Origin of the sequence: Companilactobacillus formosensis (genome assembly GCF_005405305.1) — a bacterium.
In the GTDB taxonomy this organism is placed as follows: Bacteria; Bacillota; Bacilli; order Lactobacillales; family Lactobacillaceae; genus Companilactobacillus; species Companilactobacillus formosensis.
Window position 1 is genome coordinate 46,019 of sequence record NZ_BJDU01000008.1, and the last position, 13,560, is coordinate 59,578.

Here is a 13,560-nt window from a genome sequence, read left to right on the forward strand (position 1 = left end):
CCTCCCTGAATTCTTTTATTTTTCTTGTATTATTCTTTGGATGTGAATTAAAAAGTAGAGCAATTCGTTATCATTTAAATTGATATCCAATCTTCTTTGAATCTTGTCACAAATTTCACTGGCAATCTTATAGGACTTTGGATATAGCTTTCGAAAGTCCGATTCGATGTCTTGATTCAAAATTCTTTTATCTTGTTCGTGTGTCTGAATTCTCGCAACCAAATATTGTAGATGAATCATCAGACGGTCAAAATAGTTCTGATTAGTGATATTTCTAGTAATTCCGTATTCTTTAAAAACTGATTTAACAATTTTATTAACGTTATCACCGAAATCAGCCTGCTCTACTTTTTCCTTTTCCTCAGAGTTTTCACTCCCATGAGCATTGATAAAATGTAACGCAATTGCTTGAGCTGCATCTTTTGGAAAACGAACATTCAAGTCATGATTGATCATCTCAACAGCTTTGTCCGCAATCTCGTACTCAGTAGGATATTTGTCACGTATGTCAGGTGCGGTACTCTTTTGATACTTTCCTGCCATGATGTGCTTGTAAGTTTGTGCAATGTGGTCTGTTAACGTTACGTAGATGTAATCCAAAACTGGGTAATGATAGGTTTGCTTCGCCATTTCAATGATTGAAAAGCTTGTCATCGTGATATCGATCGGTACGTCCTTAAGCAAGGTACCAAAACGATGCTTTGCTTCTTTTGTATTTAGATAAAAGATCCGTTCAACACGAGTTGGTGAAATATCATCTCCATGACGTTTTTGAAAACCAACACCTTTACCTTGAACAATTGCTTGATCAGAATTATCTACGTCTACAAGAACTGTATTATTGTTATAAACTCGATTCACTACTAACAATGCCATCCATTCATCCCCCCTCTTTTCGAAAAAAAAGACCATGATCCCCACCTAAATAAAGTGAAGTTCATGGTCATGCCTAATTTAATAGTAACAATCCACGTGTTATTTAACTTACGTCGTTAGTATAACTTCTATTATCGATTTTATAAACGCTTTAATTATAAAAATTGTTAAAAAATTTCATAATCCAATTATTTAGCGGTCTATTTTTCAATCAAAAAAATCATTGCTCTAGTCCATTAATTATATGTAAGTGATTGATTTTTTTCAGAAACCAAAATTAAAATACAATTAATTTAATAAAAAAATTTTTTCGTTCACAATAAAGCGCTTAATCAACTGTCCAACAACCAGTTTAAACATTTTTATTTTTAGTAATATTAAATTTATTCTAATTATTACTACCAGTTTTATGAAAAATGCTTTAAACTATTACTAAGCTCGTATTTGAAAGGAGTTCTTTAACGTATGTCGAAATCTACACAAGCTATCGAATCTAAAGCATTTTATATTAACCCTAATCGATCAGTTGCCGTTGTTAATTACAATGAGGAGTATATCCAAGATATTGTTCAATTAGTCAACAGCCAAGGTTTCCACAACTTAGTTGACCTATATTTAAAGGAAAGCCAACTAGCTGTGACAAATAAAGTCGAAGGCCTAGCCGCTGATACTTACATCAATATTCTCAAGGCGATTTTGGTCGACGATAAACCTGCATATGAAAAGTATGGCAATGAACAGATCTTAAAGAGTATTGAAGATTTCTATTCATATTACCGTTCATATTTTAGAGTTTCTCTAATCAACAAACATGACAGTGCCATCGTCAAAAGTAATTTCATGAATATCGATAACCGTTTCAATGAAGTTGTTATCAGCTTATATCGTGCTATCGAAGAAAAGCTTCAAGGATTTGCTAATCGTACTTATCGCCAAATCAATGCAGGTACTAATGCCTGTGTACTAACTCAATCGATCAAATGGGACACTCCTAAAAAGTATCAACCACTTGAAAGCATCCGTTTCTTGGACACAATCATGTTACGTCCTCCAATGATGATGCACACTAAGAGTAATAAACGTGAAGGTGTCTTCAGCGCCGTTCCAACTAACCCAATCGAAAAATTCGACGGTACTCAAAATGACTGGTACTGCTTCCCTGCTAAAATTGGTGAAAGCTTAGCCTTCATCTACTTCCACCGTGACTACTTTGTCAGTGGTATTGCTTTAGCCAACTTATTTGAAGTTGCTGATAAGGAAAGCATCGAAGGTAAGAAGCCTGACGAAATCATCCTCTTTGGTCTCAAAGAAACAGAAGGCGACGTCAGCCACTACTATCACGATGAAGAAAATGATATCTGGGTCGGTGAAGTTCCTTATAACGATAAGACAACTTACTTCGGTTACATGAAGAAAATGTGCTTAACAGTACACAATTTACACATGATTTATGAAAACCGTCTACCAATCCACGGATCAATGGTTAATATCAGTTTCTCAAATGGTAAGACTAAATCAGTTGTCTTCTTCGGTGATTCTGGTGCTGGAAAATCTGAATCAATCGAAGCCTTGCAAGAAGTTGCAGATGATAAAATCATCAACATTGAAACTATCTTCGATGATATGGGTAGTTTTGCTTTTGACGATGATGGAAACATTTACGCTCAAGGTACAGAAACTGGTGCTTTCGTCCGTTTGGATGATTTGAGTAGTTCTGTTGCCTTCAACAATATGGATCGTGGTATCTACTTGAATCCAGAATTGAAAAATGCCCGTGTTATCTTGCCTGCTAATACTTACAAGCGTGTCATCGAGCATCACTCAATCGACATGTGGGTCTATGCTAACAACTACGATTCAGAAATCGGTTTGCATCAATTCCCTAATGAAGAAGAAGCCAAAGCAACATTCATCGCCGGTAAGCGTAAAGCTCTAGGTACGACTGATGAAGTTGGTATGACTACCACTTTCTTTGCTAACCCATTTGGACCTGTTCAAGAAGAAGCAAAGACTCGTCCAGTTATCGATAAAGTCTTCAACAAATTATACAAAGACAATGTTTATGTTGGTGAAATTTATACTCACTTGGGCTATGATAAGTCTAAGGCTAGCTTGAATGAATCAGCCAAAGAATTGTTGTCAGAGTTAATGAATAACTAAGACTAGCAAAAAACGCTACTCAATTTTTATTTTGAGTAACGTTTTTTTAATTATATTTTTGATTTATTTTATCAGTTAATTTATCTAATTCATGTACCAATTGTTTATCCGCTTTTTTCACAGTAGGATTATTCAATTGGTATTTTTTTGTCTTTGGATCTTTAACCCAGAAATTATACTTTGCACCATCAATAGCAAAGGAATTATTAATCGTAAAACCACTCTGCTTCAAGGCTGTATTGTATTCCAAAGGTTCATCCAGATGTATCGGCATCAATCCTGTTATAATCTCTGAACCGATATCAGGTAGCGGAAATTCATCGTGTTTGATCAACATCTTATGGTCAAAGTCTTTTGGCTTACTCATATTGGCATACCAACGATCAAACGAAACAACTCCTCCATTTAGAGCTACGAAATAAGTCTTATTTTGGAGTGCCTTATCGCCACTAAGAACTTTATCGATATGAATTGTTGCTTTAGTGTAGGCTCTATTTTTAGGGCTGTGCATTTTTTCTAAATTAACAACTGTACCTTTAATTAAAGCCTGATTATGATTCTTCAATTGATTCAAAGTTGTCCCAACATACGTTGATTCATCTTTTAAAACGTCACTTTGAATCACATCTGCATCCGCAATCTCTTTTTCCCACGCTTTTTTATTCTTTTTCAACAATTGAACTTGTTTAGATTGATTTTCGCGCGCTGATTTTACACTACACGCAGATAACGGTAGCATAACGCTCAATGCCACCAAAATAATTAGTATTTTTTTCATCGGTCATCCCCTCGCTTTAATTATCGCATGTCTAAGACAACCGTTGTACCGCAATTATTTCATATTAATCACTAATTATTTTGTAAAAAAATTATAAAAGCTACTCCATAGTAATAATTGGTTTTCGACCGGTCGTTTGATCCTTGAAATATTCATAATTACTTAGTTCCAAGAATGAACCTGAGATACCGGTGATATTAGTAAAGCCCCGATTGATCAAGGCTCGAACCATGTTGTAACTTCTTTGACTGGATTGACAGTGAATATAAACTGGAATGTCAGTTGGAATTTCATCAAGTCTTTGACGAAACTGACTTAATGGAATATTGACGGCATTGATAATATGTCCAGCTTGATACTCATTTGGCTCTCTAGCATCAATAATAAAAGCATCATTTTCAACTAGTTGACGGACTTTAGTAACGGGAATAGTTGGATATTCCCCATTTAAGATATTTTCTGCAACTAAACCAGCCATGTTCACAGCATTCTTAGCTGTACTAAACCATGGAGAATATGCCAATTCCAAATGCGTTAAATCAGAAATATTCCCATTCATTGAAATCATTGTTGCAATGACATTGATTTGCTTATCGACCGAAGATTGACCAACAGCTTGAGCTCCTAAGATTTCACCACTCGGATAGGCGAAAATCAATTTGAAGAAGATTGGTGACGTATTAGGCATTATGCTGACACGGTTTTGTGGTATAACGATGGCACAACGATAGTCTATTCCTTCAGAAAGGCAAACTTTTTCAGTCAATCCCGTTGAAGAAACATTCAAATCAAACAAGTGAATTACTGAAGTTCCAATGACACCACGATTGTTAACTTTGCGTCCATAAATGTGATCAGCTACGTCCCTAGCTTGAATTTGAGCTGGAAAGGCTAAAGCTAAGCGAGTTTTCTTTCTAGTCAAACGATTAGTAACTTCAATAGCATCTCCGACAGCATAAACATGTGGTATCGAAGTTTCAAAATGTTGGTCTACTACAATTCCGCCGGTCGATCCCAACTTACAGCCTATTTTAGTTGCTAAAGTAGTTTCCGGTTGAACGCCAATTGCCATGATAACTGCCTGGGCTTTAATTTTCTTACCTGAAGCCAAAGTTACCTCTGTATCAGAGATTTCTGATAATCCATCATCCAGAATCAAATTAACGCCATGATTATATAAATTTTTATGGACGAGTTGAGCAAAATCATCATCCAACGTCTGTAAAACTTGGCTGCTAGCTTCAATTATTGAGACATTTTTCCCGGCTTCAACAAGATTTTCACACACTTCAAGACCAATAAATCCTCCACCGATAACAGCAACGTCTGCCACCTTTTTATCAGTTAAGTATTTTTGGATTTTCTTAATATCAACGACATTTCTAACTGAGAAGACATTCTCTTTTTCAATGCCTTTAATAGTAGTCGGCATGATTGGCTTAGCTCCAGGAGATAAGACTAATTCGTCATAAGTATGTTTGGTAATTTCACCTGTTTCGGTATTTTTAACTCGAACAGTTTTATCTTTCGGATCAGCCGAAATCACTTCCGAATTGACTACTGCTTTAATATTATATTGATTCTTGAATTGTTCTGGTGTTTTCAAAACAATGTCATCAGCATTAGGAATCACGCCACTCAAATGATATGGCAACGAACAATTTGAGAAAGAAACGTTGGGACCTTTTTCAAACATCGTAATATCTGCAAATTCATCTAAACGACGCATTCTGGCAGCAACTGATGCACCACCACCAACTCCACCTACAATAACGATCTTCTTATTATCCATAAAAATTCCCTCCTAATTAAATGCTCACTACTTGATAACCGAAGCCTAAACTATCTAAGAATTTCTGCAAATCATTCATCTTGATAAACATCGTTTTGGTATTGTCATTTGGATGAAAGGTCAATGGGATATCACCAACAATATCCTTCTCAAAATAGACTTGGACATCCTTTTGGGTGTTGTTCAATAATCCAAAAATCGATACAAAACCCGGCTTTAAACCAAGTTTTTCCATCAATAATTTTTCGGAGGCAAACTTCAGATGTTTTTCACCGATAAGTCCTGCAAAATGCTTCATATCAAGACGTTTATCATCATCCATAAAAACCAAATAGTAACGGCGTTTTTTATTATCAGTCAAAAAAAGCGACTTAGTTCTAATTCCAACCTTACCTTCAATATACTTGTCTGCTTCTTCAGCCGTATAAACGGGAGGATGCTCAACCATATCATAAGAAATATTTAACTCATCTAATTTTGATTTCACTTGCTCATATGGTGTCATATATTTACCTTCTTACAATCATTTACTCTCATTTTAACAAGAAAGAGTACAAAAAAACTGTGGCAGTTGAATCCACCACAGTTTTTTATAGACGACGGAATATTTCTTTAGAACAAAGCTAAAATAAACCAGATTCCCGTCAAAACACTAATTTTAATTTTATCCGATTGAGGTACTTCTAAAAATTTCCAATTCAATAATGCTAATGTTCCGAACCCAAGTACTCCAGCGATTCCGTTGACCCATACATTAGTCTTCTTAGCAATCAAGTAAATAATAGTAATCAATACAGCCTCAATAGCTAGACCAATTGCCAAGTTGATTACCAATTTCACTTTGTAATTGTCATTGTTTCTCAATAAAAGCGTAAATAACCAATAACCAATCGCAAAAGTGACAACAGCACCAATTACATATAACAATAATTTCAACCACTTACCCATTTGTGGCATTTGTGCAACGTTTGGATCCGAAACAATCATTTCAATAACTGTCATCAAAATACTGATTAAAACTATTCCCAGTACTGACAACTTATCTAACTTATATAATTTTTTCATATTCTCCCCTATTCTTCCTTCAACAATCCGACTAATTCTGACTTAGCTGCTTTATTGGAAGGAATAAAACCAAAGATTAAACCAACCGCTGTCGATACCGCTAACGACAAAATAATTGCATAAGGCGTTATAACGGCTTTGAATGGCAAGAAGGCATTGATGATGCTTACAAAAATATAACCGAAAATAATTCCAATAATTCCCCCAATTATACAAAGAACGACACTTTCAATTAGGAATTGATTGCGAATATCGCCTGATGTAGCACCGAAAGCACGTCTGATTCCAATTTCTTTACGGCGTTCTGAGACCGTTATGTACATCACGTTCATAACCCCAATACCAGCAATCAACAAGGAAATCCCCGCAATAAAGGCGATGAAGTAAGTAATATCATTGAGAATCTTAGTAAATTGTTTACTGATTTGATCCGGATTTGAAACTGAATATGTACCAGTTTTCTTCTGTTCGCCAATCTTCTTCATCAATTTAGTGGCTTTTTTACCAACTTGTTTTTTGTTGGCATCAGAAGTGACATATATTTTTGCTTGATCTTTAGAAATTTGGTTCGCAAATAACTGTTTGAAAGTTGTCTCAGAAACATAAGCGTCAGGGCGATAATCCATCGTTCCTATACGATAAATTCCTTGGACTACGAAGACTGTCCCATCAATAGAAATTAAACGATTAAGGGCATTCTTTTTAAATAATTTATGAGCTAAATACTCCGAAATATAAACACCATTAGTATCGCCATCTAGCGACAAATACGTTCCTTTGACTAGCTTTAAATGTTTTGGTTGTTTGTTCAAACCGATACTGACATTTTTAGTTTTATATTGAACCTTTGCTGCAGCTTCAACAACGCTACTTGCTAAATTAACGTGATCAACGCCTTCGATACTGCTTAAAGCTGAAGCATCATTTTTAGTGAAACCTCCGTCAGTATCGTAAACGGACTTAGATTCCCATTGCAAAGTAACTTTATTGCTTACGTTATGGCTACCCATTCCTTTAGTAACAGTGTGCGTGAAACCATCACCAATCGCTAAAATACAAATAACACTAGCGATACCAATGATAATTCCTAACATCGTCAAGAAGTTACGATTTTTATTTTTAGTAATTGATTTGAGTGCGATTGAAATTTTATCAGTCATGATTTTTCACACTCTTTTCATCGTTATATAGTCGACCATCACGAATATAAACTGTACGCATGGCATGTTCAGCCACTTCGCTATCGTGGGTAACCATGATGATTGTTGTTCCATCTTGGTTCAATTTTTCAAAGATATCCATAATCTCTTTACTAGTCTTTGAATCCAAAGCTCCAGTTGGCTCATCAGCGATAACTAATTTAGGCCGGTTAACAATGGCTCGAGCAATTGCGACTCTTTGTTGTTGTCCACCAGAGAGTTCCGTTGGTAAATTCTTTTCTTTACCTTTTAAACCGACTTTTTCGATCACTGATTCAATCAATTGGTGCTTGTTGTTTTGAGCTTTCTTACTGTAAATTAATGGCACTTCAATATTTTCATAAACTGTATACGTTGAAAGCAATTTGAAATTTTGAAAGACAAATCCCAATCGATCACCACGAATTTGTGATAATTCATTGTCGTTTACAGCCTGATAGTTCTTGTTTCCTAGCAAATATTCACCAGTGTAACTTTGGTCAAGCAATCCTAAAATATTGATCAAAGTTGACTTACCAGATCCAGAAGGTCCCATGATAGCTAAAAACTCACCATCTTTAACTTCCAGATTGATATTTTTCAAAGCAGTGAATTCGCCATAAGCCTTACCTACATCAGTAACTTTTAGCATCATTTCACCGCCTTATTTCAAAACTATCTTGTCGCCAGCTTTTAGACCGTCGATTATGTAGTAATTTTGGTCTTTCTTCTTAATAGTGACGTGTTTTTTATGTTTTTTACCATTCTCTAAAACTTTAACTGTGTTTCTTGCCCAAAGTGCATTTTTAGGAATCTTGTAGCCATCAGCTTCAGTCTTAATTTGAACGTGCATCCCATAAGATAATTTGGCATCAGTCGCAACTCTAAAGTGATAGTAAGAAACATTACGAGTGCTATAAGGAATAGCATCTTTTTGTTGAAAATTACCAGAAATCTTCGTACCGTCATTCTTGATAACAGTCACATTTTGACCTAATTTGATTTTACTCAAGCTATATTCATTTACGTTTCCTTGGATCACTGGTGAACCATAGATGTAACTTCTGCCAGAATCATCCTTATAGTAAGTTCCACTAATAGGTGCCGTAACAGTTCTATTCTGAGCTTTGCTGATTTTGTTTAATTTAGCTTGCGCTAAGGCCAAAGCTTCTTGATTCTTGCTTAATTCAATTTTATCGGCAGTGGTTTTATCTGATGAATTGTAGTCTTGAATAGCTAATTGTGCTTGTTGAATTTCACTATTAGCACTAGCTAAATCACTACTCATATCACGATAAAATGTAAATAAAATTTGTCCTTTAGTAACCTTTTGACCATTAATTACTCTCGTAGAAGCCAAGGTTTCATCTTCCGATTTCGGTTGGTCACTGACTGCTTGTTTATCATTTTCTTGAACAATTCCATTAAAATAATTGCTATTATCAGTACGAACAGTATAAGTTTCTTCAGTCTTATCCGCACTGTTATTATTCATTCCTTTTCCCATAACTAAAAAGAGGATAATTGCCACTAAAACAACGTTGATTCCCCAAATGGCGATTTTGATTTTCTTCATAATAATCTCCCTAATTTGCTTTTAAAAACAGCATAACAATCATTAAACTAGCCAAAAGAGACTGTTATGTCAATATTTAGAAGACAAAAAAATAGAGCACCTCTGCTCTATTTTTTAAGAATTAATTATGAGAAATTAGTCGTAGCAACACAGTTAGCGTTTACAGATTTTCTCTTAATTGTAAAAATATTTTTTATGCCAATTCGGCAACTTTCTTATTATTAGCCTTAGTCTTGTCCAACTTCTTTAAACCAATACCAGTGAATCCACTAAGGATAGAAAGGATTGGTGATAGGAGGCTGAAGAAACAAAATGGTAAAAATGACAAGGTTGGTACACCTAAGGTATTAGCAACGAAAGCACCAGCAACTCCCCAAGGAATCAAGTAGTTAATTACAGTACCACCATCTTCAAGTACACGACTCAAAGCTAAGTTATCGAGACCACGTTTATTGAATGTTTCCTTGAAAGCTTTACCGGGAAGGATAACTGATAAGTATTGTTCACCAACAAAGATATTAACTCCAATACCCGAAAGGATCGTAGCGGTAACGACTGAACCATTTGATTGAAGTTTTTCTGCTAGAGGCTTCATAGCAGTTTGAATGACGTCAAACTTCATTAATAAGCCACCCAAGGAAAGCGTTAAGAAAATCAATGAAACTGTACCCATCATGGAACTAATACCACCACGAGTCAATAAAGCATCAACACTAGCATTACCTGTTTTTGATACGAATCCATTTTCAATAAATCCAGCAACACTTTTTACTTGAGTATTAGGATTTTCAATAAAGATCATTCCGACTGTTACGGTAATATTTAACAATAATGTTGCGACAGCTGGGATTTTCATAATTGAACAAATAAACAATAAAGCAATTGGCAAAATGGCCCACCAAGAAATGAAGAAGTGGCTATTCAATACATTCAATGTCGTATCAATTTTACCGAGATTATTAGTAGAACCAGCATTACCTAGGAAGGTGTAAAGAACTAATGAGATCAAAAATGCGGGAATTGTAGTCCACATCAAGTTTTTAATGTGAGCGAATAAATCATCCTCGGCAATAGCTGAAGCCAAGTTCGTTGAATCTGAAAGTGGTGAAGTCTTATCACCAAAGATAGCTCCTGAAATGATAGCTCCGGCAACTAAAGCAGGATTCATACCTAGTGTTTGGCCCATTCCGAATAGTGCAATACCGATAGTTGAAACAATGGTAAAGGCACTACCGATGGAAGTACCAATCAAGGCACAAACAACGAAAACTGATGGCACGAACCATTGAGCGGAAATCATATGGAAACCGGCAACCATCATTGATGGAATAATTCCGGCAGCAATCCAAGTACCGATCAATGAACCAATTAAAATAAAAATGAAAATGGGAATAATACCATTACGAACCCCATCAGAGATTCCGTCAAAAATTTCATCCCAACTACTGCCACGAACTTTTGACCACAAGATCAATAGTCCAATAACTACTAAAACTGGTGTTTGAGGTGACAAACCAAACTTGATAACACCCAAACCTAAAATAACTAACATGACTACTAAAATAGAGATTGCTTCTCTAAAACTGACTGTCTTTTTACTTTTATTCATCCTAATTCCTCCAATTATTTCTATCTAATCCGACAAAATTAATATCGAGGATTACCACCACAAGTATGCATCATTTTCTCACCCTTTGTATAAAAAAAGTCCCTGCTGCAATTATGCAACAGGGACGATTTACCGTGGTACCACCCAGCTTGAGAATAGTCTAAATAAACTATTGCTCCACTCTTGAGAATAACGGCTCTCTTATTCCGCTTGGAAAACCAAGTCATGCCTGGTATTTCATAACTACACCCTGACCGGTTCGCATCAACCACCGGCTTTCTTACACCCAGATGCATTACTAATTGATTCAGACACTTACATGTGTTTATTTGATTGACACCAACAATAACAGGCTTAAATTATTCTGTCAACCTTAATTAATTTTTTTATGCCATTTTATGGTCAATATACTTAGATAACAATGACAAAGCATAGCAAACAACAAAGTACATCAAGGCCATAGCTACAAAGACCGGAATGATGTAATTAGGATCTTGTCCATAAACAACTTGACCATGTTGCATCAATTCAGGAACCACGATGATAGTTGCCAAAGAAGTATCCTTGATCAGTGAAATAAATTGACTAACTAAAGCTGGAATCATCTTTTTATAAGCTTGTGGTAAAACGATATGCCACATTGCTTGAGTAAAAGTCATTCCCATCGCTCTGGAAGCTTCCATTTGACCAATATCGACCGCCATGATTCCTGAACGAATAATTTCAGCAACCATCATCGATTCAAAGACTGTCATCGCCAAAATTGCGGCTGGAATCGTATCTGGTTTAAACCCGAAAGCTGGCAAACCAAAGTAAACAAAGAAGATGATCAGTAGCAATGGCAAATTACGGATAACATCAATCACAAAACCGATAATTCTTGATAAGTAAGGAATCTTACTGTAACGCACAATCCCCAAAACTGAACCAAAAATAAAACTTAGGACCACCGATATAACGGAGATCAAAATCGTTACTGACAAGCCTTGGAGAAGAAATCTAATATTTATCCATGAATAAGCATCTATCCAATTTTGCATAATTTACCCCTCCTAAGCTAATTTTCTTTCTAGATGTTGCATATAGTAACTAATTGGCAAAGTAATAACTAAGTAGAACAAGCCAACGATTATATACGTATTAACAGTTTCAAAAGTTTGTGAAGCTATCGCATTACCTTGATACATCAAATCAAATCCAGCCACGAAAGCTAGAACTGATGAGTTTTTGACCAAGTTAACGAATTGATTTCCTAATGGTGGAATGACATATTTAAAGGCTTGTGGCAAAACGATATAACGCATAGCTTGCCAGAAGGTCATCCCTTGTGAGCGGGCAGCTTCCATTTGACCAATATCAACGGAATTGATCCCAGCACGGACCGTTTCCGCAATAAAAGCTGAAGTATAAATCGTCAATCCAATCGTACCAGCCGTGAAACCATTGATTTTGACAACATACAACGGAATTACTAAGTAGAAAAACATCGTTATAACCAATAAAGGAATGTTACGGAAAACTTCAACATAAACATTACCGATTATTCGCAAAATTTTATTGGGAACAACCTCCAAAATGGCAAACAATGAGCCAATGATCAAACTGAAAAACAATGCCAAAACACTGGATAACAAAGTCCAACCGAATCCGCTAATAAAGGCATGCCAGTTGCTAGATAATAGATTTATCATTTGCGTAACACCTCCTTATAGTTAAATCCAGGAACATTTCCAAACCACTTAACAATCAATTTGTTATAAGTTCCATCTTGTTGTACTTCTTTCAAAGCCTTGTTGACCGCTTTTCTAAAGTCATCTTGTCCCTTATTGATACCAATACCATAAGGTTCAGTCGTAAAGGCTTTACCTTGTAATTTATAGCCTGGATTATTGACAGCCATACCGGCTAAAATAACGTTATCAGTCGTTAAAGCATCACCTTGTCCTGATTTCAAGGCTGTCAAAGCCTGAGCGTAATCCGGCAATTGGAGCACTTGAGCTTTTGGAGCAAATTTTTTAACATTTTCAACTGAATTTGAACCAACTACCCCAATGATAGTTTTATTGTTCAAATCCTCGACTTTTTTCACCGACGAATTATCTTTAACCAGCAATGACTGTCCGGCATCGAAGTATGAATTAGAAAAATCAATTGTTTTTTGACGTTCCGGCGTTATGGTCATTGTAGCGATAATAGCATCAATATTACCGTTTTTTAGTAGTGGAATACGCGATTGTGATGTAACGGTAACAAATTTAGCTTTGGCATCTTTACCGAGCATCTTCTTAGTCAAAGCTGTCGCCAAATCAATTTCAAAACCTTTTTCTTTACCATCTTTAACATCGATCAAACCTAATAATTTGGTATCAGCTTTAACGCCCCAAGTTATAGTCTTACTCTGTCTATCATTTTCGAGTATATTTTGAGAAGACAACGGTTTTGACCCACAGGCTGATAAGGTAAACAAGAGTAGTAAAGAAGTAATCATCAACATTAAATATTTCAGTCGTTTCATAACTACTACCC

13 protein-coding genes are annotated in these 13,560 nt (G+C 35.7%); 1 reads left to right on the top strand and 12 read right to left on the bottom strand.

Annotated elements, in window-relative coordinates; genetic code table 11:
* Positions 1 to 15: 15 nt before the first annotated feature.
* Positions 16 to 876 carry a PRD domain-containing protein gene (locus tag FFM65_RS09685; RefSeq protein ID WP_245954259.1) on the bottom strand — a complete coding sequence of 287 codons (861 nt, stop codon included), beginning with the start codon at positions 874 to 876 and terminating at the stop codon, positions 16 to 18.
* A 465-nt stretch (positions 877 to 1,341) separates the two neighbouring features.
* Here FFM65_RS09685 and FFM65_RS09690 point away from each other — a divergent pair, with 465 nt between their 5' ends.
* On the top strand, positions 1,342 to 3,036 hold the full coding sequence (locus FFM65_RS09690; protein ID WP_119318580.1) for a phosphoenolpyruvate carboxykinase: 1,695 nt from the start codon (positions 1,342 to 1,344) through the stop codon (positions 3,034 to 3,036).
* 46 nt (positions 3,037 to 3,082) lie between these two features.
* Here the strand turns inward: FFM65_RS09690 and FFM65_RS09695 are convergent, their stop codons facing one another.
* The 11 genes from FFM65_RS09695 to FFM65_RS09745 form a co-directional block, all read right to left on the bottom strand.
* A complete protein-coding gene (locus tag FFM65_RS09695; protein ID WP_119318579.1) occupies positions 3,083 to 3,814 on the bottom strand; it encodes a hypothetical protein in 732 nt (243 codons plus the stop codon).
* A gap of 100 nt (positions 3,815 to 3,914) precedes the next feature.
* Positions 3,915 to 5,606, bottom strand: coding sequence for an FAD-dependent oxidoreductase (locus FFM65_RS09700; RefSeq protein ID WP_119318578.1), 1,692 nt, complete (start codon positions 5,604 to 5,606; stop codon positions 3,915 to 3,917).
* A 16-nt stretch (positions 5,607 to 5,622) separates the two neighbouring features.
* Complete coding sequence (locus tag FFM65_RS09705) at positions 5,623 to 6,111, bottom strand: prolyl-tRNA synthetase associated domain-containing protein (RefSeq protein WP_119318577.1); 489 nt, start codon at positions 6,109 to 6,111, stop codon at positions 5,623 to 5,625.
* Positions 6,112 to 6,218: 107 nt separating this feature from the next.
* Positions 6,219 to 6,671 carry a hypothetical protein gene (locus FFM65_RS09710; RefSeq protein WP_119318576.1) on the bottom strand — a complete coding sequence of 151 codons (453 nt, stop codon included), beginning with the start codon at positions 6,669 to 6,671 and terminating at the stop codon, positions 6,219 to 6,221.
* 8 nt (positions 6,672 to 6,679) lie between these two features.
* Positions 6,680 to 7,831, bottom strand: coding sequence for an ABC transporter permease (locus FFM65_RS09715; protein WP_119318575.1), 1,152 nt, complete (start codon positions 7,829 to 7,831; stop codon positions 6,680 to 6,682).
* The gene (locus FFM65_RS09720; RefSeq protein WP_119318574.1) at positions 7,824 to 8,501 is read right to left on the bottom strand and encodes an ABC transporter ATP-binding protein; all 678 of its coding nucleotides are present in this window, start codon (positions 8,499 to 8,501) and stop codon (positions 7,824 to 7,826) included. Before FFM65_RS09720 ends, FFM65_RS09715 begins: the two co-directional genes overlap by 8 nt.
* 12 nt (positions 8,502 to 8,513) lie before the next feature.
* A complete protein-coding gene (locus FFM65_RS09725) occupies positions 8,514 to 9,425 on the bottom strand; it encodes an efflux RND transporter periplasmic adaptor subunit (protein WP_119318573.1) in 912 nt (303 codons plus the stop codon).
* Positions 9,426 to 9,618: 193 nt separating this feature from the next.
* Entirely contained in the window at positions 9,619 to 11,034 is a 1,416-nt protein-coding gene (gene nhaC, locus FFM65_RS09730) for a Na+/H+ antiporter NhaC (protein ID WP_119318572.1), read from the bottom strand.
* Positions 11,035 to 11,420: 386 nt separating this feature from the next.
* Complete coding sequence (locus FFM65_RS09735) at positions 11,421 to 12,074, bottom strand: amino acid ABC transporter permease (RefSeq protein WP_119318571.1); 654 nt, start codon at positions 12,072 to 12,074, stop codon at positions 11,421 to 11,423.
* A 12-nt stretch (positions 12,075 to 12,086) separates the two neighbouring features.
* Entirely contained in the window at positions 12,087 to 12,725 is a 639-nt protein-coding gene (locus FFM65_RS09740; protein ID WP_119318570.1) for an amino acid ABC transporter permease, read from the bottom strand.
* Positions 12,722 to 13,549 (bottom strand): glutamate ABC transporter substrate-binding protein, encoded by an 828-nt coding sequence (locus FFM65_RS09745; protein WP_119318569.1) that lies wholly within the window; start codon positions 13,547 to 13,549, stop codon positions 12,722 to 12,724. The genes FFM65_RS09740 and FFM65_RS09745 overlap by 4 nt, the downstream gene beginning before the upstream one ends.
* Between the last annotated feature and the right edge of the window lie 11 nt (positions 13,550 to 13,560).

Coding starts and splice junctions, on each gene's coding strand:
- FFM65_RS09725 (WP_119318573.1), bottom strand. CDS start 9,425: ATGAAGAAAATCAAAATCGCCATTTGGGGAATCAACGTTGTTTTAGTG.
- FFM65_RS09690 (WP_119318580.1), top strand. CDS start 1,342: ATGTCGAAATCTACACAAGCTATCGAATCTAAAGCATTTTATATTAAC.
- FFM65_RS09685 (WP_245954259.1), bottom strand. CDS start 876: ATGGCATTGTTAGTAGTGAATCGAGTTTATAACAATAATACAGTTCTT.
- FFM65_RS09740 (WP_119318570.1), bottom strand. CDS start 12,725: ATGATAAATCTATTATCTAGCAACTGGCATGCCTTTATTAGCGGATTC.
- FFM65_RS09700 (WP_119318578.1), bottom strand. CDS start 5,606: ATGGATAATAAGAAGATCGTTATTGTAGGTGGAGTTGGTGGTGGTGCA.
- nhaC (WP_119318572.1), bottom strand. CDS start 11,034: ATGAATAAAAGTAAAAAGACAGTCAGTTTTAGAGAAGCAATCTCTATT.
- FFM65_RS09745 (WP_119318569.1), bottom strand. CDS start 13,549: ATGAAACGACTGAAATATTTAATGTTGATGATTACTTCTTTACTACTC.
- FFM65_RS09695 (WP_119318579.1), bottom strand. CDS start 3,814: ATGAAAAAAATACTAATTATTTTGGTGGCATTGAGCGTTATGCTACCG.
- FFM65_RS09735 (WP_119318571.1), bottom strand. CDS start 12,074: ATGCAAAATTGGATAGATGCTTATTCATGGATAAATATTAGATTTCTT.
- FFM65_RS09710 (WP_119318576.1), bottom strand. CDS start 6,671: ATGAAAAAATTATATAAGTTAGATAAGTTGTCAGTACTGGGAATAGTT.
- FFM65_RS09720 (WP_119318574.1), bottom strand. CDS start 8,501: ATGCTAAAAGTTACTGATGTAGGTAAGGCTTATGGCGAATTCACTGCT.
- FFM65_RS09705 (WP_119318577.1), bottom strand. CDS start 6,111: ATGACACCATATGAGCAAGTGAAATCAAAATTAGATGAGTTAAATATT.
- FFM65_RS09715 (WP_119318575.1), bottom strand. CDS start 7,831: ATGACTGATAAAATTTCAATCGCACTCAAATCAATTACTAAAAATAAA.